The 16582-nt window shown below is 65.6% G+C and carries 18 protein-coding genes; 7 read left to right on the top strand and 11 right to left on the bottom strand.

Translation table 11 applies throughout. The annotated features are described in order from the left end of the window. Positions 1 to 7 precede the first annotated feature (7 nt). The 4 genes from XH92_RS41005 to XH92_RS40990 all read left to right on the top strand — a co-directional run bounded on the left by XH92_RS41005 (position 8) and on the right by XH92_RS40990 (position 3493). A complete protein-coding gene (locus XH92_RS41005) occupies positions 8 to 1861 on the top strand; it encodes a DNA polymerase III subunit gamma/tau (RefSeq protein WP_194457094.1) in 1854 nt (617 codons plus the stop codon). Between the two features lie 23 nt (positions 1862 to 1884). Then, entirely contained in the window at positions 1885 to 2205 is a 321-nt protein-coding gene (locus tag XH92_RS41000; protein ID WP_076864531.1) for a YbaB/EbfC family nucleoid-associated protein, read from the top strand. 109 nt (positions 2206 to 2314) lie between these two features. Further along, a complete protein-coding gene (gene recR / locus XH92_RS40995; RefSeq protein WP_194457093.1) occupies positions 2315 to 2920 on the top strand; it encodes a recombination mediator RecR in 606 nt (201 codons plus the stop codon). Between the two features lie 144 nt (positions 2921 to 3064). Continuing rightward, entirely contained in the window at positions 3065 to 3493 is a 429-nt protein-coding gene (locus XH92_RS40990; RefSeq protein WP_194457092.1) for a hypothetical protein, read from the top strand. Positions 3494 to 3645: 152 nt separating this feature from the next. On the opposite strand, the gene XH92_RS40985 is transcribed toward XH92_RS40990, so the two are convergent. The 3 genes from XH92_RS40985 to XH92_RS40975 all read right to left on the bottom strand — a co-directional run bounded on the left by XH92_RS40985 (position 3646) and on the right by XH92_RS40975 (position 6855). Next, positions 3646 to 5022: an MFS transporter gene (locus XH92_RS40985; RefSeq protein WP_194457091.1), complete on the bottom strand. Its 1377-nt coding sequence runs from the start codon at positions 5020 to 5022 to the stop codon at positions 3646 to 3648. Positions 5023 to 5099: 77 nt separating this feature from the next. Further along, positions 5100 to 5405, bottom strand: coding sequence for a GIY-YIG nuclease family protein (locus XH92_RS40980; RefSeq protein ID WP_194457090.1), 306 nt, complete (start codon positions 5403 to 5405; stop codon positions 5100 to 5102). A 229-nt stretch (positions 5406 to 5634) separates the two neighbouring features. Continuing rightward, positions 5635 to 6855: a DNA recombination protein RmuC gene (locus XH92_RS40975; protein ID WP_194457089.1), complete on the bottom strand. Its 1221-nt coding sequence runs from the start codon at positions 6853 to 6855 to the stop codon at positions 5635 to 5637. A 170-nt stretch (positions 6856 to 7025) separates the two neighbouring features. Between XH92_RS40975 and def the strand changes: the two genes are divergently transcribed. The 3 genes from def to truA are packed head-to-tail and all read left to right on the top strand — an operon-like array spanning position 7026 to position 9256. After that, complete coding sequence (gene def / locus XH92_RS40970; protein ID WP_076864526.1) at positions 7026 to 7553, top strand: peptide deformylase; 528 nt, start codon at positions 7026 to 7028, stop codon at positions 7551 to 7553. 30 nt (positions 7554 to 7583) lie between these two features. Then, complete coding sequence (fmt, locus tag XH92_RS40965) at positions 7584 to 8519, top strand: methionyl-tRNA formyltransferase (RefSeq protein WP_194457088.1); 936 nt, start codon at positions 7584 to 7586, stop codon at positions 8517 to 8519. Next, positions 8519 to 9256, top strand: coding sequence for a tRNA pseudouridine(38-40) synthase TruA (gene truA, locus XH92_RS40960; RefSeq protein ID WP_194457087.1), 738 nt, complete (start codon positions 8519 to 8521; stop codon positions 9254 to 9256). The genes fmt and truA overlap by 1 nt, the downstream gene beginning before the upstream one ends. A 196-nt stretch (positions 9257 to 9452) precedes the next feature. On the opposite strand, the gene dapE is transcribed toward truA, so the two are convergent. From dapE to yihA, 8 genes are all read right to left on the bottom strand, one after another. Next, positions 9453 to 10607 (bottom strand): succinyl-diaminopimelate desuccinylase, encoded by a 1155-nt coding sequence (gene dapE, locus XH92_RS40955; RefSeq protein WP_194457086.1) that lies wholly within the window; start codon positions 10605 to 10607, stop codon positions 9453 to 9455. Positions 10608 to 10624: 17 nt separating this feature from the next. Then, positions 10625 to 11245: a DUF805 domain-containing protein gene (locus XH92_RS40950; RefSeq protein ID WP_194457085.1), complete on the bottom strand. Its 621-nt coding sequence runs from the start codon at positions 11243 to 11245 to the stop codon at positions 10625 to 10627. A 215-nt stretch (positions 11246 to 11460) separates the two neighbouring features. Then, a complete protein-coding gene (gene dapD / locus XH92_RS40945) occupies positions 11461 to 12306 on the bottom strand; it encodes a 2,3,4,5-tetrahydropyridine-2,6-dicarboxylate N-succinyltransferase (RefSeq protein WP_194457084.1) in 846 nt (281 codons plus the stop codon). Between the two features lie 128 nt (positions 12307 to 12434). Beyond that, a complete protein-coding gene (locus tag XH92_RS40940) occupies positions 12435 to 13124 on the bottom strand; it encodes a pyrimidine 5'-nucleotidase (RefSeq protein ID WP_194457083.1) in 690 nt (229 codons plus the stop codon). A 178-nt stretch (positions 13125 to 13302) separates the two neighbouring features. After that, positions 13303 to 14289 carry a DUF1036 domain-containing protein gene (locus XH92_RS40935; RefSeq protein ID WP_194457082.1) on the bottom strand — a complete coding sequence of 329 codons (987 nt, stop codon included), beginning with the start codon at positions 14287 to 14289 and terminating at the stop codon, positions 13303 to 13305. 59 nt (positions 14290 to 14348) lie between these two features. Then, a complete protein-coding gene (gene argB, locus XH92_RS40930; RefSeq protein ID WP_029083632.1) occupies positions 14349 to 15242 on the bottom strand; it encodes an acetylglutamate kinase in 894 nt (297 codons plus the stop codon). A 224-nt stretch (positions 15243 to 15466) separates the two neighbouring features. Then, positions 15467 to 15835: a DUF423 domain-containing protein gene (locus XH92_RS40925; protein ID WP_194457081.1), complete on the bottom strand. Its 369-nt coding sequence runs from the start codon at positions 15833 to 15835 to the stop codon at positions 15467 to 15469. Further along, positions 15835 to 16485 carry a ribosome biogenesis GTP-binding protein YihA/YsxC gene (gene yihA / locus XH92_RS40920; RefSeq protein WP_194457080.1) on the bottom strand — a complete coding sequence of 217 codons (651 nt, stop codon included), beginning with the start codon at positions 16483 to 16485 and terminating at the stop codon, positions 15835 to 15837. Before yihA ends, XH92_RS40925 begins: the two co-directional genes overlap by 1 nt. Positions 16486 to 16582 lie beyond the last annotated feature (97 nt).

Here is a 16582-nt window from a genome sequence, read left to right as displayed (position 1 = left end):
TCGACGCATGAATGACGCTGGCGACCCCTCCCAACCGTCCGACGGCGCAGCCAAAGCAAGCCTTGACGGCGGATTCGATCTCGGCGGCGCGCCTGAGACCGCCAAGCCCTACCGCGTTCTCGCCCGCAAATACCGCCCCTCCAGCTTCGAGGATCTGATCGGCCAGGAGGCCATGGTGCGCACGGTTTCGAACGCGTTCGAGACCGGGCGGATTCCGCAGGCCTGGATCCTGACCGGCGTCCGCGGGGTCGGCAAGACCACCACTGCGCGCATCCTCGCCCGCGCCTTGAATTACGCGAAGCCGGACGGCTCGGTGAAGGGGCCGACCATCCACATGCCCGACCTCGGCGTGCACTGCCAGGCGATCATGGAAAGCCGGCACATGGACGTGCTGGAGATGGACGCCGCGTCCCACACCGGCGTCGACGATGTCCGGCAGATCAATGACAGCGTGCGCTATGCGCCGGCGAGCGCGCGCTACAAGGTCTACATCATCGACGAAGTCCACATGCTGTCGACGGCGGCGTTCAACGCCTTCCTGAAGACGCTGGAGGAGCCGCCGGAGCACGCCAAGTTCGTGTTCGCCACCACCGAAATCCGCAAGGTTCCGATCACGGTGCTGTCGCGCTGCCAGCGCTTCGACCTGCGCCGCGTCGAGGCCGACGTGCTGATGCAGCATCTCGGCAATATCGCGGCCAAGGAAGGCGTCGAGGTCGAGCCCGAGGCGCTCGGCATCATCGCGCGCGCGGCAGAGGGCTCGGTGCGCGATTCGCTGTCGCTGTTCGATCAGGCGATCGCCCATGCCGCGGGCAATGTGAAGGCCGACGCGGTCAGGCAGATGCTCGGCCTCGCCGACCGCACCCGCGTGATCGATCTCTTTGATTCGCTGGCGCGCGGCGATATCGCCTCAGCCTTCGCCGAATTCCGCGCGCAGTACGATGTCGGCGCCGATCCGGTGGTGGTGCTGTCCGACCTGGCCGAGTTCGTCAATTTCGTCACCCGCGTGAAGTTCGTGCCGGGCACCGCCGACAATGTCGCGTTCGGCGAGACCGAGCGGGTGCGGGCGCGCGAGTTCGCCGCAAAACTGTCGACGCGGGTGCTGTCGCGGATGTGGCAGATGCTGCTCAAGGGCATCGCCGAGGTGCAGACCGCGACGCGCCCGGCCGCGGCCGCCGAAATGGTGCTGGTGCGGATCGCCTACGTCGCCGACCTGCCGACGCCGGACGAGGCGATCCGGATGATCGAGCAGAACGGCCGCGGCGCGGCCCTCGCGACGTCAGGCTCCGCCGCCTCGTCCCCGTCACGCGGCGCGCCGGCCTCGTCGATGTCGGCCATGCCCTCAGTGCCGGTGCGCGCGCCGCAGGCGGCGCCGCGCGCCGATCTCGCCGCGCGGCCGCAGATGGCGGCGCCGGTCGCCAATGCCGCGCCGGCGCTGCGGATATCAAGCTTTCCGCAATTGATCGCGCTTGCCGGCGAGAAGCGCGACATCATGACCAAGAGCGCGCTGGAGGCCGATGTGCGGCTGGTGCGCATCGAGGACGGCCAGCTCGAGATCGCACTCGAGCCGAAGGCGCAGCGCGCGCTCATCACCGATCTGTCGCGCAAGCTCGAACTGTGGACCGGTCGGCGCTGGACCGTGATCATCTCCAACGAGGCCGGCCAACCGACCGTGCGTTCCCAGAACGAATTGGCGCGCAGCGAGCACCAGCGCGCCGCCGAGGCCGATCCGCGTGTGCAGGAGGTGCTGGCGCGCTTTCCCGGCACCAAGGTGGTCGAGGTCCGCCGCCTTGCCGCCGAGGTTCCGGTGGCGGATGCGACCGGCGAAGATCCGATTGAAACTTCCGACAGCGACGACGATTGATATTTGGCGATAGGAACGCACGCATGGCTGATTTTCTTGGCATGATGAAGCAGGCAGCGCAGCTGCAATCCAAGATGCAGGAAATGCAGGAGCAACTCGGCAATGTCGAGGTCGAAGGCATTTCCGGCGGCGGCCTGGTCGCGGTGCGCATGACCGCGAAGATGGAAGTGAAGGGCATCAAGATCGATCCGTCGCTGATGAAGCCGGAAGAACGCGAGGTGCTCGAGGACCTGCTCGTCACCGCGCATGGCGATGCCCGCCGCAAGGCCGAGGCGGCGATGCAGGAGAAGATGATGGCGCTCACCGGCGGGCTCGGCCTGCCGCCGGGATTTGGTCCGACTTAAAGCGCGTCGAGACTAACGAGATTAAGATGAATGATCATCGTGCTTCAGCTCTTTGTTTGAGCATGGTCTCTTCGGAAAACCGCTTCACACTTTTCCGGATCATGCTCTAATGGCTGCAAGCGTCGCCGGCCCCGAGATTGAACGCCTGATCCAGTTGCTGGCGCGGCTGCCCGGGCTTGGTCCGCGTTCGGCGCGGCGCGCGGCGCTGCATCTGATCAAGAAGCGCGAAGCCCTGATGACGCCGCTGACCGCGGCGCTGCAGGTGGCTATCGAGAAAATCCAGGTCTGCAAGACCTGCGGAAACATCGATACACAAAACCCCTGCACGGTCTGCACCGATCCGCGCCGCGATCCCTCGATCATCGTCGTGGTCGCCGACGTCGCCGATCTCTGGGCGCTGGAGCGCGCCAATGCGACCAATGGCCGCTATCACGTGCTCGGCGCCACGCTGTCGCCGCTCGACGGCGTCGGTCCGCAGGATCTCACCATCGATCAGCTGGTGGCGCGTGCGCATGCGGCGGAGGTCAGCGAGATCATCCTCGCGTTGAACGCCACCGTCGATGGCCAGACCACCGCGCATTACATCACCGACCTGCTGTCGGAGGCCAATGTACGGGTGACGCGGCTGGCGCATGGCGTGCCTGTTGGCGGCGAGCTTGATTACCTCGATGAAGGTACGCTATCCGCAGCCATGCGGCAGCGGACGCTGTTCTAGCGCGCTCGACAGCCCGATCCGGCGATGTTCGCCAGGCGCTCGGACACAAGTCGAAAAGATCGCACTGAGACAAAATGATAGGGTGGACGACGATTCGGGGACGGTCATCCACGCTCTGACGAATCAAATACGGAACCACCGCAAATGACGACACACCGATTCGGCGTCCGCTTGGGCTTTGCGTTTCTGGCGGCAGCCTTTGCTGCGCCGTGCGCGCTCGCACAGCAGAGCGACGCACCGCAGAAGCCCGGCAAGATGATCCGGGCCGGCGACGTGCTGTCGGGGGAACTCGGCGTCATGAAGGTGCGCGACGCCAAGAATCGCGGCAAGCGCGTCGCGACCTACCAGATCACCAGCGAGCCGCGCCGCCTGCCGCCGCCGAACGGACTCTGCAACCTCGAAACCGGGCCGGAAACCTTCCAGCTCGTTCCGACCAACGACGCCCAGGCGGCGCAGCTCAAGAGCCTCTCCGGCAAGGCCATCTCGGTGAAGGTCGACGAGATCGCCTGCGCCAAGGACGCCGGCGAGATGAGCGAAGCCATCGTCACCAAGTGGAGCGTGGTGGCGAAGTAGAAGTGGAGCGTGGTGGCGAAGTCGCCGCCCCAATTGCGGCGTCATCGCCCGGCTTGACCGGGCGATCCAGTACGCCGCGGCCTCTCCACTGAACTGCGAACGCCTCTGGAATACTGGATCACCCGGTCGAGCCGGGTGATGACAGCGGAGGGTCAAACCCGCACCGGCCCCAGCTCGTCAAAATGCCCGCGCCGCTGCAGCCAGGCGAGCAGGATCAGGCTCGGGATCGCGACCAGCACGCAGATCACGAAGAACATCTGCCAGCCGACCGCCTTGGCGACATAGCCCGCGCCCGATGACAGATAGGTGCGGCCGACCGCGGCGAGCGCGGTCAGCAGCGCGTACTGGGTCGCGGTGTGCAGCGGATTGCGGCACAGCGCCGAGAGGTAGGCGACGAAGATCACGGTGCCGATCGCGCTGGTGAAATTCTCCGCGGTGATCGCCAGCGCCAGCGCCCATTGATCGACGCCGACATGCGCGAGCCAGGAGAACGAGAGATTGGCGACCGCCTGCAGCACGCCGCCGATCCACAGGCTGGTCGCCAGCGAATAGCGCCGCGCCACGAAGCCGCCGGCAAATCCGCCGATCAGGGTTGCGGCAAGGCCGACGCCCTTCACGATCGCGGCGTAATCGACCTTGGAAAAGCCGATGTCGATCACGAACGGCGCGGTCATCGTGCCGGAAAACGCATCGGTGAACTTGAACAGCACCACGAAGGCGAGCGCCGCGAAGGCGTCCTTGCGGCTGAGGAACTCGGAGAATGCGCCGAGCGCCGCATGAAACACGCGTTCGGCTGCGGTCTGCGCATGCGTGGCCGCCTCCGCGCCTTTCGATTGGGCCGGCTCAGTCGCAGCAAGTGCCGTGACGATGCCGATCACGACCAGCGCGGCCATCACCACATAGCCCCACATCCAGGCCGACGGGCGCACCAGGCCAGCGGACTCGAAGCCGCTGACGATGAACAGCGCGCCGGCGGTCGAGACCAGCATGCCGACGCGATAGGCCGCGACGTACGACGCCATGCCGGCGGCCTGCTCGCTTTCAGGCAGGCTTTCGACGCGGAAGGCATCGACCACGATGTCCTGCGTCGACGAGGCGGTTGCGACCAGCAGCGCGGCGAACGCGGCAAACCATGGCGAGCGCGCCGGATCGGCCAGCGCCAGCACCAGGATCGCCGCGATCAGCAGCAGTTGCGAGAGCAGCAGCCAGCCACGGCGGCGCCCGAACATCTGCGTGAACAGCGGCACATGTAGCGCATCGACCAGCGGCGCCCACAGGAACTTCAGCGTATAGGGCGTGCCGATCAGCGCCAGCAGCCCGATGGTGCCGAGATCGACCCCGGCCTCCTTCATCCACACCTGCAGTGTCGAACCCGACAGCGCCAGCGGCAGGCCCGAGGAGAAGCCGAGCAGCAGCACGATCAGTACTCGCGGCTGCAAGTACACCGCGAAGCTGTCGCGCCAGGAGCTGGCGGGCGGGGGAGCGGGTGGCTTGGCGGACGCGTCTGACAAGGCTTCAGGTGCGGTCATGGTGAGTTGTTATCAGATTCGACCCCAAAAAGACTGTCATCGCCCGGCTCGACCGGGCGATCCAGTATCCCAGAGGCCTATCCGCCGCCACCCGCAATCTCCGGGTAAAGATCGATCCAGTCCGGATTGTCTTTCTCGATTAGGGAGATTTTCCACGCGCGGGGCCATTTCTTCAGCCGCTTCTCGCGCCTGATCGCGTTCTCGGGATCATCGAACTGTTCGAAATAGACCAGCTTCACGACATCATATTTCTCAGTGAAACTGTCGATGAGTTTCAGCTTGTGTTCGCCGACACGACGAATGAGGTCATTTGTCACACCGATGTAGAGCGTGCCGCCGGTGCGACTGGCGAGGATGTAGACGTAGTAGCTGCGTGCTCCCAACTGCCGCCTCTGGGATACTGGATCGCCCGGTCAAGCCGGGCGATGACAGCTGATTATATGGCGCTAGCCGCGATCATAACACTCACTCGCCCGTCTGCAGCACGCATGGGGCGCGGTAGGGACGGGCATGCGGCAACGGATTCGGCCCCAAAAAAACTGTCATCGCCCGGCTCGACCGGGCGATCCAGTATTCCAGAGGCCTATCTATTCACCTCCGGCAAACCAACTCCTACTCCCCCGCCTGCAGCTTGCGCGGCGCGGGGAACAGCTCGGACGTGCTGGGCTTGACGAAACGCGGGACCTCGATCGGGGTCTCGGCCTTGCTGAAGTCGAGTTCCTCGATGCGGCCGGCGCGCTTTTCGATCTTGTCGGCGGAGATCAGGATCTGCCTGACGTCCTCGTTGACTTGGCCGAAATGGGTCTGCAGCTTGAGCACGCGATCGCGCAGGCGGGTGAGGTCGTCGCCGAGATGCATCACCTCGTTGCGGATCTGGTCGGCGGCGTCGCGGATCCGGGCGTCCTTCAGGATCTGCTGCATCACCTGGATCGCCAGCATCAAGAGCGAGGGCGATACCAGCACGACGCGGGCGCGATAGGCCTTCTGGATCACGTCGTCGAAGCCGTCATGGATCTCGGCATAGACCGATTCCGACGGCACGAACATCAGCGCAGTGTCCTGGGTCTCGCCCGGGATCAGGTACTTCTCCGCGATGTCGTTGACATGCTTCAGCACGTCGGCGCGCAGCCGCTGGCTGGCGAATTTGCGTTCCTCGTCGCTGCGCGCGTCGTGCAGCGCGGTCATTGCCTCCAGCGGGAATTTCGCGTCGATGCACAGCGGGCGCTGGTCGGGCAGGAACACCACGCAGTCCGGCCGCTTGCCCGACGTCAGCGTGTACTGGAACTCGAACGAGCCCTTCGGCATGCCGTCCTGGACGATCGCCTCCATCCGCGCCTGGCCGAACGCGCCGCGCGATTGCTTGTTGGCGAGCACGTCGCGCAGGGTCGTCACCTGGGTGGTGAGCTCGTTGAGGTTCTTGTGGGCGTGGTCGATGATGCCGAGCCGCTCGTGCAGCACGCGCAGCGAATCCATCGTGTTGCGGGTCGATTGTTCCATCGACTGGCCGACCCGGTGGGTCACCGAATCCAGCCGCTCGTTGACGGCGCGGGCCATCTCGGCCTGGCGGCCGGCCAGCGCCTGCGCGAAGGCATCAACCTTGGCATCGACCCGCCCGGAGGATTCGCTCTGGGCCCGCAGCATGTCGGCGAGCCGCTCCTCCAGCTCGTCGGCCCGGATGGCCTGGGCCATCGCGAGTTCCGCGCCGCGCCGGCTGGCGCGGGCGATCACCACAGCGATGGCCAGCAGCAGGATCAGCGCCAGCGCGCCAAGGCCGATCATCGCGTCGGAGACGCGGACCGGGAGGTCGCCAATCGTGAGCAGAATCTCGTTCATGCCAGTCCTTGTACCCGATTCGCGGCTGGAGGCGAACGAAGGGGGAACACTTATGGTAAAGGCTTCCCTAATTTTCTCGGCTAATGCGCCGCGAAGAAACGTGGTTAAGGTTGTCTGGAGGGGTTCCTGAGCGCATTGACCGCATCAGGCCCGCAGCTTAAATCGCCGCCATGGCTTTAAGAGAAATCATCATCCTGCCGGACAAGCAGTTGCGGCTGGTGTCGAAACCGATCGAGAAGGTGACGCCGGAGATCCGCAAGCTCGCCGACGACATGCTCGAGACCATGTATGACGCGCCCGGCATCGGCCTTGCCGCGATCCAGGTCGCGCAGCCGCTGCGGCTGATCACCATGGACCTCGCCAAGCGCGACGAGAACGGCGAGACCACGCCGCAGCCGCGGGTGTTCATCAATCCGGAGATCATCTCGCATTCGGAAGAGCTGTCGGTCTACGAAGAGGGCTGCCTGTCGATCCCCGAATATTACGAGGAGGTCGAGCGCCCGGCGCGGGTGCGCCTGCGCTTCACCGACCTCGACGGCAAGCTGCATGAGGAGGATGCCGAGGGGCTCTATGCCACCTGCATCCAGCACGAGATCGATCATCTCAACGGCGTGCTGTTCGTCGACTATCTGTCGAAGCTGAAGCGCGACCGCGTCTTCAAGAAATTCGAGAAGGCCGCCAAGCGCGCGGCGGAGTAGCGCCGCTCACTCTCGGAAGAAATCGATCGCATGCCTCTTCGTCTGATCTTCATGGGCACGCCCGATTTCGCGGTGCCGACGCTGCTGGAGCTGGTGGCCCATGGCCACGAGGTCGTGGCCGTCTATACCCGCGCGCCGAAGCCGGGCGGGCGGCGCGGCCTGCAATTGCAGCCGACGCCGGTCGAGCAGGAGGCGCGGCGGCTCGGCATTCCCGTGCTGACGCCGAAGACGTTGAAGACAGACGAAGCGCTCGAGGAATTTCGCGCGCATGAAGCTGATGCCGCCGTCGTCGTCGCCTACGGCATGATCCTGCCGCAGGCAATCCTCGACGCGCCGAAGCTCGGCTGCTTCAACCTGCATGCTTCGCTGCTGCCGCGCTGGCGCGGCGCCGCGCCGATCAACCGCGCCATCATGGCCGGCGACGCCGAGAGCGGCGTGATGGTGATGAAGATGGACGTCGGCCTCGACACCGGCGACGTCGCGATGGCCGAGCGGCTGCCGATCACCGACAGCATGACGGCATCCGATCTGCACGACGCGCTGGCGCCGCTCGGCGCCGATCTGATGGTGCGCGCGATGGCGGCGCTCGGGCGCGGCGGCTTGCAGCTTAAGAAGCAGAGCGAGGACGGCGTCACCTATGCCGCCAAGATCGAGAAGGCCGAGGCACGGATCGACTGGACGCAGCCGGCGCACGCGGTGCTGCGCCACATTCACGGGCTGTCGCCGTTCCCCGGCGCCTGGTGCGAGCTCACAGGCGAAGGCGAGCCGGTGCGGCTCAAGATCCTGCGCTGCGAGCTGGCGAAGGGCTCGGGCGAGCCGGGCGACGTGCTCGACGATAATCTCGCGATCGCCTGCGGCGATGGCGCGGTCCGGATTCTCGAACTGCAGCGCGCCGGCAAGGCGCCGATGAAGGCAGCGGATTTCCTGCGCGGCACGCCCTTGAAGCCGCCCGCGCGGCTCCTCTGATGCCCCGCTACAAGCTCACCATCGAATATGACGGCACGCCGTTCTCCGGCTGGCAGATCCAGGACACCGCGCCGACCGTGCAGGGCGCGCTGGAGGCCGCGGTCAAGGCGATCTGCGGCGAGGACGTGCGCGTCCATGGCGCAGGGCGTACCGATGCCGGCGTGCATGCGCGCGGCCAGGTCGCGCATTGCGACATCGCCAAGCATTTTCCGCCCGGCCGCTTTCGCGACGGGCTGAACGCGCATCTGCGACCCGATCCGATCGCCGTGCATGCGGCCGATATCGTGCCCGACGATTTCGAGGCGCGGTTCTCGGCGATCAAGCGGCACTATCTCTATCGCATCACCAACACCCGCGCGAACCTCGCGCTCGACATCGGCCATGTCTGGCGCGTGCCGCGCGCGCTCGATGCCGAGGCGATGCACGCCGCGGCGCAGCGGCTGCTCGGAAAGCACGATTTCACCACCTTCCGCGATACCGAGTGCCAGGCCAAATCGCCGGAGAAGACGCTCGACCAGCTCGACGTCACGCGCGACGGCAATGCCATCAACATCGTGACCTCGGCGCGCTCGTTCCTGCACAGCCAGGTGCGCTCGATGGTCGGCTCGCTGGTCTGGGTCGGCGAGGGCCGCTGGAGCGCGGACGATCTTTTCGCCGCGCTTGCCGCCCGCAACCGCGCCGCCTGCGGCCCCGTCGCGCCGCCGGACGGTCTCTATCTGATGCGGGTGGATTATTAGGCGGTGTGAGCGATCTCGCGGGATGGGTAGAGCGAAGCGAAACCCATCATCTCACCACATCTGACCACGAAGCGATGGGTCGCTTCGCTCCACCCATCCTACAGACTGTATCTGGTGTGGGTCGATGACTAACGACCCCAACCTCTACTGTGCATGGGGTTGTTTTCGATGTTTTGGTTCGGCCGGGCGGCTGGCCTTAAGCAAAATACCGGTCCAGCACGCCGCGATAGATCTTCGTCAGCTTCTCGAGATCCGCCACCGGCGTGCGCTCGTCGACCTGGTGCATGGTCTGGCCGACCAGGCCGAATTCGATCACCGGGCAGTAGCTCGAGATGAAGCGCGCATCCGAGGTGCCGCCGGAGGTGGATAGCTCGGGCTTGCGGCCGGTGATCTCCTCGATCGCGGCAACCGCGAGGTCGGTGAACGGCCCGGGCTGGGTCACGAACACGTTCGAGTTCGACGGCTGCCAGTCGATGTGGGCGCGGATGCGGTTGCCACAGGCCTTCGCCAGCCGCTCGTCGACCAGCTGCCGCAGGCTCTCCTGGCTGTGGTTGTCGTTGTAGCGGATGTTGAACTTCGCCCGCGCCTGGCCGGGGATCACATTGCTTGCGGTGTTGCCGACATCGACCGTGGTGAATTCGAGGTTGCTGGCCTGGAATTGCGCGCTGCCGTGATCGAGCGGCTCGTCGCTCAGCGCCACGATCAGTCGCGAGATATCAGGCACCGGGTTCGAGGCGCGGTGCGGATAGGCGACGTGGCCCTGTACGCCGTCGACAACCAGGGTGCCGGATTGCGAGCCGCGCCGGCCGATCTTGATCATGTCGCCGAGCACTTCGACATTTGACGGCTCGCCGAGCACGCAATGGTCGAACTTTTCGCCGCGCTCGGCGCACCACTTGAGTAGCTTGACGGTGCCGTTGATCGAGACGTCTTCCTCGTCGCCGGTGATCAGGAAGGAGATCGAGCCTTTTGGTTTGCCGTCGTGCTCCTGCAGATATTGCAGCACCGCGGCGACGCTGCAGGCGATGCCGCCCTTCATGTCGACGGCGCCGCGGCCGTAGAGATAGCCGTCCTTCACCTCGCCGGAGAAGGCGCCGAGCATCCACGCCGCTTCATCGCCGGGCGGCACCACGTCGGTGTGGCCGGCAAAGGTGATATGCGGCGCCGAAGCGCCGATGCGGGCATAGAGGTTGTCGATATCGGCGGTGCCGGGCTCCGAGAACGTCACGCGGTGGACGTCGAAGCCTGCGGTTTTCAGCAAATTTTCGAGAACGCCAAGCGCGCCGGCATCGGCCGGGGTGACGGAGGGGCAGCGAACCAGATCGCGGGTAATCGAGACGGCATCACTCATGCGCCTCGCATAACACGTCACACCGCGGGTGGACCAGCTTTGTGCGGCACGATATCGAGCTCGCTCTGCTGATCCCAGCCCTGTGTGGAGCGCGACCCGCCGCCGCGGCCGCCGCCTCGGCTCACATGGGTTTTTCCGAGCGGATTGGGACCGTAGCGATTGGGGTAGGAGGTGCCGCGCAGAAACGCCAGCTCGATGAAGCCCCAGATGTAGAGCACGAACACGATCGCGCCCGCGGCCATCACCCAATAGGAATCATCGGGAAGGCGGTCCGAGAATTGGCTCATGAGGCCCGGGATCGCGAAGTAGGTGATCATCCACCAGCCGCTCTTGTCGCGGTCGTGCAGGCGCTTGATCGATACCGCGACATAGACCCAGACGAACAGCACCGTTCCGCTGGCCTTGACCAGCAGGGCCGGCAAGCCGGCGAGGGTGAGCGACTTGTAGCTGTCCGGGTCGAACGCCCGGAAGATGTCGTCGATATTGAAGCCGAACGATCGGCCCTTGCCGCCAAGGCCGAAAGAGACCACCAGCAAGGCCAGGAACATCATCCAGCACACGATGATCAGCGTTGCGAGCCAGAATCTGGCCCGGTTGACGCGGCCCTTGAAGCCGAACAGGTAATTGGCCCAGTCCATGAAAAAAACTCCGGGCCGCGGCAATTCTTCGCAGCCCGGAGTTATGTCGGCGTCGGATCGGAATTGGTTCGAACAGTTTCGAACCCGTCATCCTGAGGAGCGCGTAGCGCGTCTCGAAGGATGCACGGCCACCAGCCGGGCCGTCGACCCTTCGAGACGGCCGCTCCGCGGCCTCCTCAGGGTGACGGTGGTAGATTGTTGCTGCGGAAGACCGATCAGTCCCGCAGCAGCTCGTTGATGCTGGTCTTGGCGCGGGTGCGCTCGTCGACGCGCTTGACGATCACGGCGCAGGCGGTGGCAGGGCCCGGTTGGCCGTTCTTCAGCGGCTTGGCCGGCAGCGTGCCGGGCACCACGACGGCATATTCCGGGACCTCGCCGACGAAGATCTCGCCGGTCTCGCGGTCGACGATCTTGGTCGAGGCGCCGAGGAACACGCCCATCGACAGCACCGCGCCCCTGCGCACGATCACGCCCTCGGCGACCTCCGAGCGCGCGCCGATGAAGCAATCGTCCTCGACGATGACAGGCTCGGCCTGTAGCGGCTCGAGCACGCCGCCGATGCCGACGCCGCCGGAGATGTGCACGCGCTTGCCGATCTGGGCGCAGGAGCCGACCGTCGACCAGGTGTCGATCATGGTGGCCTCATCGACATAGGCGCCGAGGTTGACGAAGGAGGGCATCAGCACGACGTTCTTGGCGATGAAGGCCGAGCGGCGCACGATCGCGCCCGGCACGGCGCGGAAGCCGGCGTCGCGGAAGCGGTTCTCGCCCCAGCCCTCGAACTTCGAGGGCACCTTGTCCCACCATGATGCCTTGCCCGGGCCGCCGGCGATCTGGCCCATGTCGTTGAGGCGGAACGACAGCAGCACCGCCTTCTTGAGCCACTGATTGACCTTCCACTTGCCGCTGGCCTCGCGCTCGGCGACGCGGGCCTCGCCCTTGTCGAGCAGCTCCAGCGCGTGGTCGACGGCCTCGCGGACCTCACCCTTGGTCGAGGTCGAAATGCCTTCGCGGGCGTCGAACGCGGTGTTGACGGTGGTTTCGAGGGCGGACAGCGACATCGGGACAATCCTTGGGCGTATCGGGGATATGACGGGAATTTTGCAGGGCTTTTTCGGGATTTGGGGCCGCGGAGTCAAGGCTGACCCCACCGTCGTCCCGGCCTTCGCCGGGACGACGGTGGGAGAGATCAGGGCTTCAGCCGCTGCAAGAACCCGGTGAGATCGTCCGTAACGTGGTCGACATGAGCGGCGTCGCGGCCTTCGAGCTCCCAGGTCTCGCGCACCACCTCCTGGCTGCCGTCGGGCACCACCAGCACGGTGGTCATGCCGAGCTCATGCGGCACCACCAGATTGCGCGCGAGGTCCTCGAACATCGCAGCCTTGGCCGGATCGACGTCGTGCAGCCGGAGGAACTTCTGATAGGTCTGCGGCGCCGGTTTCGGCTCGAGATCGGCGGCGATGATATCGAACACGCCGTCGAAATGATTGCCGATGCCGAGCCGGTCGAGCACCGCGTCGACATGGTCGACCGAGCCGTTGGTCAGGATCAGCTTGCGTCCCGGCAGCTTCTCGATGGCAGCCCCCATCGCCGGATTCGGCTGCAGCGGCGAGTGATCGATCTTGTGCACATAGGCGAGATAGTCGTCTGCCTGCACGCCGTGCTCGGTCATCATGCCGCGCATCGTGGTGCCGTAGCGCAGGTAATAGTCCTTCTGCAGCCGCCGTGCTTCCTCGGGCGAGATCTTCAGCCAGTTGCCGACGAACTCGCCGATCCGCGCATCGACCTGCTGCCACAGGTTGACGTGATGCGGATACAGCGTGTTGTCGAGGTCGAACACCCAGGTCTCGACATGGCCGAAGCTGCGGGGAGTTTTCATGTTATCTTTCCGTCGTCGTCCTTGCGAAAGCCAGGACCCATACCGCGTGATCCATCAAATGAAGCGCGGTGCTATTACCGCGCAACGGTCGGTCACTACCAGTCTTCGCCAAACGAAGTCTTGTGGTAATGGGTCCTGGCTTCCGCCAGGAGTGGTCTTTGTGGCGCAATTATCTTCATCACGGCATCGCAAAGCGCAGCGTCCTGCCGCCGCTGGTCATGTCGACGGTGGTGAAGCCGAGCGCGGTGAGGCCGCGGGTGGCGCAGTCGCCCTGCTCGTTGACCTCGAACTTGCTTTCGCGGGTACAAAGCTGCACCCCACCGCCCCAGTTCAGCGGCTTGTCCTTGATCCGGATGGCGCGGTTGTCGCCGTCGACCGCTTCGGCGAAGGAATAGATCTGCTTCGGCGTGCCCGACACGTCGGGATGCAGGCATTTGCCGGGGTCGATACGATACCAGCCGCGGCTGGTCACCGCCTTGCCGTCATCGGTCGCAACCGCCGCCATCACCTTGTGCGGCGTGTCGTTGCACCAGGTCAGCCCGGTCGGCGACGGCTTCTGCACGGCATCGACCATGGTGGCGAAGAAGTTCGGCGACTGCACGATGTCGCTGCCGAGCCCGCGACTCCTGAGGAACGCCGACAGCGCGCTCTGGGTCTTCGGCCCGTCGACGCCGTCGATCGGCGCCGCGTCGTAGCCCGCGATCACCAGCAGGCGCTGGATGCCGGCGAGCCGCGCTTGCTCGTCGTCATACTCGCTATCCTCGGCGAGATAGGCGACGAGATTGCCGTCGTCGGTCTGCGTTGGTGTGATCTGGGTGAACTGCGCCGGCGTCTGGCCGGAGCGGCATTGCCGCGCGGCGGCGATCACGAAATTGTCCTGCGCGACGCAGAGCGTGTCGGTGCCGTTCTGCGGGATCGGCGAGGCGCCGTAGACGCCGAGCGCCCGCGCATTGAGCAGCACGCGGTCGGCGGTGAGCGCGCCCTGCACCACGACCCGGCAGGTCGCCGGATCGATCCGGAACCAGCCGCGCGTTGCGGTAGCGGCCTTGTCGTCGATGCCGATCGCGGCCTCGATCACATAGCTCATGCGGTTGCAGAGCTTGAGGTCGGCATGCGCCGGCGCCGACGAGAACAGGAACGACATCAGCGCGGCCGGCAGCGACATCGCGAGCCGTGCCGCCGGCGACCGGCGAGGGATCCTCGCCGTGTGTCCCGCGTCTGCCATTACTTGTGGATCAGCGTGCCGGTGCCCTGGTTGGTGAAGAGCTCGAGCAGCACCGCGTGCTGGGTCTTGCCATCGATGATGACGACGCCCTGCACGCCCTGTTCGAGCGCGTAGATGCAGGTCTCGACCTTCGGGATCATGCCGCCGGAGATCGTGCCGTCGGCGATCAGCTTGCGGGCTTCCTTGATCGACAGGTCCGGAATCAGTTTCTTGGACTTGTCGAGCACACCGGGCACGTCGGTCAGCAGCAGCAGGCGCTTGGCCTTCAGTGCGCCCGCGATTGCGCCGGCAAAGGTGTCGGCGTTGATGTTCAGGGTCTGGCCGTCCTGCGAGGTCGCCAGCGGCGCCAGCACCGGGATCAGCTCATAGCCGATCAGCTGATTGAGCAGCGTGAGGTCGACCTTCTCGGGGTCGCCGACGAAGCCGAGATCGACCGCCTTCTCGATGTTGGAATCGGGATCGACCATGGTGCGCGTCGTCTTCGACGCCTTCACCATGTTGCCGTCCTTGCCGGAGAGGCCGACAGCCTTGCCGCCGGCCTCGTTGATGTAGCCGACGATCTGCTTGTTGACCGAGCCGGCCAGCACCATCTCGACGATCTCGATGGTCGCGGCATCGGTGATGCGCAGGCCCGCGGCGAATTCCGACTGGATGCCGAGGCGCTTCAGCATGGTCGCGATCTGCGGCCCGCCGCCATGCACAACCACCGGATTGATCGCGGTCTGCTCGAGTAGCACGATGTCGCGCGCGAACGCCTTGGCGGTGTCCTCGGCGCCCATGGCATGGCCGCCATATTTGATGACGATGGTTTCCTCGTCATATTCCTGCATGTGCGGCAGCGCCTCGGACAGGATGCGGGCCTGATCGAGCGGGCTGATGTGCTGGTCGGTCATGGGGCTGGTCTCACGTCAGCGGAGGGACGGGCGCGGTTCTATCTGATTGCCGGGCAGGGCGCAAAGCGGTCTTCAGCCCTCTCCCCCTGTGGGAGAGGCTGGATCAATCGCGCAACGCGCGATTGAGACGGGTGAGGGGTCTGTCTCCGCGGATAGAGACCCCTCATCCGTCGCGGACTACGTCCGCGCCACCTTCTCCCACAAGGGGAGAAGGAAGGCAGTCATCATCGCTTCGGCCACATGGCCGAGACCGCCAGCACCAGCCAGCTCAGGATCAGCAGCGTTCCGCCTGTCGGCGCGGCCATCGGAAACAAGCCATGGCCGGCATATTGGCGCAGCACGAGGTCGCCCGCGAACAATGACGCCGCGATGACGAAGCCCGCCGCCGCTGCGATGCCGAGCTTGGCATGGATGATCGCGCGGTCCGCGACCGCGAGGGTCGCGATGGCGGCGGGTGCATGGAACAGGAGCATCGAGGACGCCGCCGCCAGCCGCGTAGCATCCGGCAGATGGGCTGCGGCCGCCGCCAATATCACGCCGCAGGCGCCCATCACGGCGGCAACGCCGATCAGGAGCCGGGATGCGCGGTTCATCAGCGCCGCTCCTCGATCAGGCGCACCATGGCGGCACGCAGCTCCGGCATGCCGTCGCCGGTGCGCGACGAGGTCACCAGCACTTCGGGGAATGCGGCCGGATGTTTTGCGAGCTTCGCAATGGTGTCGGCGGTGACGGTCTTGAGCTCGCCGGCCTTGACCTGATCGGCCTTGGTCAGCACGACCTGGTAGCTGACCGCGGACTTGTCCAGCGTCTTCAGCACGTCGAGATCGACGTCCTTGATGCCGTGGCGGGCGTCGATCAGCACATAGACCCGCGCCAGCGTCGCGCGCCCGAGCAGGAATTTGTGGATCAGCGCGGTCCACGACGCCACCTTGGTCTTGGGCGCCGAGGCGTAGCCGTACCCCGGCATGTCGACCAGGCGGAAACCGGCCTTTTCCGGTCCCTCGAAGAAGATCAGTTCCTGGGTGCGGCCGGGCGTGTGCGAGGTGCGCGCCAGATTGCTGCGGCCGGTCAGTGCGTTGATCAGGCTCGATTTGCCGACATTGGAGCGGCCGGCAAAGGCGACCTCGAGGCCGGCCATCGGCGGCAGGGTCTCGATCGAGGGCGAGGCCCAGATGAAGCGCCAGTCGCCGGCGAACAGCTTTCGCCCCTGCTCGATCAGCTCCGCATCGGGTTCGGCGGTCATGTGCGCTGGCCCACTCTCGTTCCGTCATTGCGAGGAGCGAAGCGACGAAGCAATCCATCTCTCCTCGTGCCGAGGCATGGATTGCTTCGCTTCGCTC

Origin of the sequence: Bradyrhizobium sp. CCBAU 53421 (assembly GCF_015291625.1) — a bacterium.
In the GTDB taxonomy this organism is placed as follows: Bacteria; Pseudomonadota; Alphaproteobacteria; order Rhizobiales; family Xanthobacteraceae; genus Bradyrhizobium.
Note: the sequence above shows the minus strand (reverse complement) of the source record. Positions and strands in the feature narration are given on the sequence as shown.

What these genes read in the sequence shown, in the direction of transcription:
- XH92_RS40940 (WP_194457083.1), bottom strand. Translation starts at nt 13,124, where the DNA reads ATGAAAACTCCCCGCAGCTTCGGCCATGTCGAGACCTGGGTGTTCGAC.
- dapE (WP_194457086.1), bottom strand. Translation starts at nt 10,607, where the DNA reads ATGAGTGATGCCGTCTCGATTACCCGCGATCTGGTTCGCTGCCCCTCC.
- XH92_RS41000 (WP_076864531.1), top strand. Translation starts at nt 1,885, where the DNA reads ATGGCTGATTTTCTTGGCATGATGAAGCAGGCAGCGCAGCTGCAATCC.
- truA (WP_194457087.1), top strand. Translation starts at nt 8,519, where the DNA reads ATGCCCCGCTACAAGCTCACCATCGAATATGACGGCACGCCGTTCTCC.
- XH92_RS41005 (WP_194457094.1), top strand. Translation starts at nt 8, where the DNA reads ATGAATGACGCTGGCGACCCCTCCCAACCGTCCGACGGCGCAGCCAAA.
- XH92_RS40985 (WP_194457091.1), bottom strand. Translation starts at nt 5,022, where the DNA reads ATGACCGCACCTGAAGCCTTGTCAGACGCGTCCGCCAAGCCACCCGCT.
- fmt (WP_194457088.1), top strand. Translation starts at nt 7,584, where the DNA reads ATGCCTCTTCGTCTGATCTTCATGGGCACGCCCGATTTCGCGGTGCCG.
- XH92_RS40925 (WP_194457081.1), bottom strand. Translation starts at nt 15,835, where the DNA reads ATGAACCGCGCATCCCGGCTCCTGATCGGCGTTGCCGCCGTGATGGGC.
- recR (WP_194457093.1), top strand. Translation starts at nt 2,315, where the DNA reads ATGGCTGCAAGCGTCGCCGGCCCCGAGATTGAACGCCTGATCCAGTTG.
- dapD (WP_194457084.1), bottom strand. Translation starts at nt 12,306, where the DNA reads ATGTCGCTGTCCGCCCTCGAAACCACCGTCAACACCGCGTTCGACGCC.
- yihA (WP_194457080.1), bottom strand. Translation starts at nt 16,485, where the DNA reads ATGACCGCCGAACCCGATGCGGAGCTGATCGAGCAGGGGCGAAAGCTG.
- XH92_RS40975 (WP_194457089.1), bottom strand. Translation starts at nt 6,855, where the DNA reads ATGAACGAGATTCTGCTCACGATTGGCGACCTCCCGGTCCGCGTCTCC.
- def (WP_076864526.1), top strand. Translation starts at nt 7,026, where the DNA reads ATGGCTTTAAGAGAAATCATCATCCTGCCGGACAAGCAGTTGCGGCTG.
- XH92_RS40990 (WP_194457092.1), top strand. Translation starts at nt 3,065, where the DNA reads ATGACGACACACCGATTCGGCGTCCGCTTGGGCTTTGCGTTTCTGGCG.
- XH92_RS40935 (WP_194457082.1), bottom strand. Translation starts at nt 14,289, where the DNA reads ATGTCGCTGCCGGCCGCGCTGATGTCGTTCCTGTTCTCGTCGGCGCCG.
- XH92_RS40950 (WP_194457085.1), bottom strand. Translation starts at nt 11,245, where the DNA reads ATGGACTGGGCCAATTACCTGTTCGGCTTCAAGGGCCGCGTCAACCGG.
- argB (WP_029083632.1), bottom strand. Translation starts at nt 15,242, where the DNA reads ATGACCGACCAGCACATCAGCCCGCTCGATCAGGCCCGCATCCTGTCC.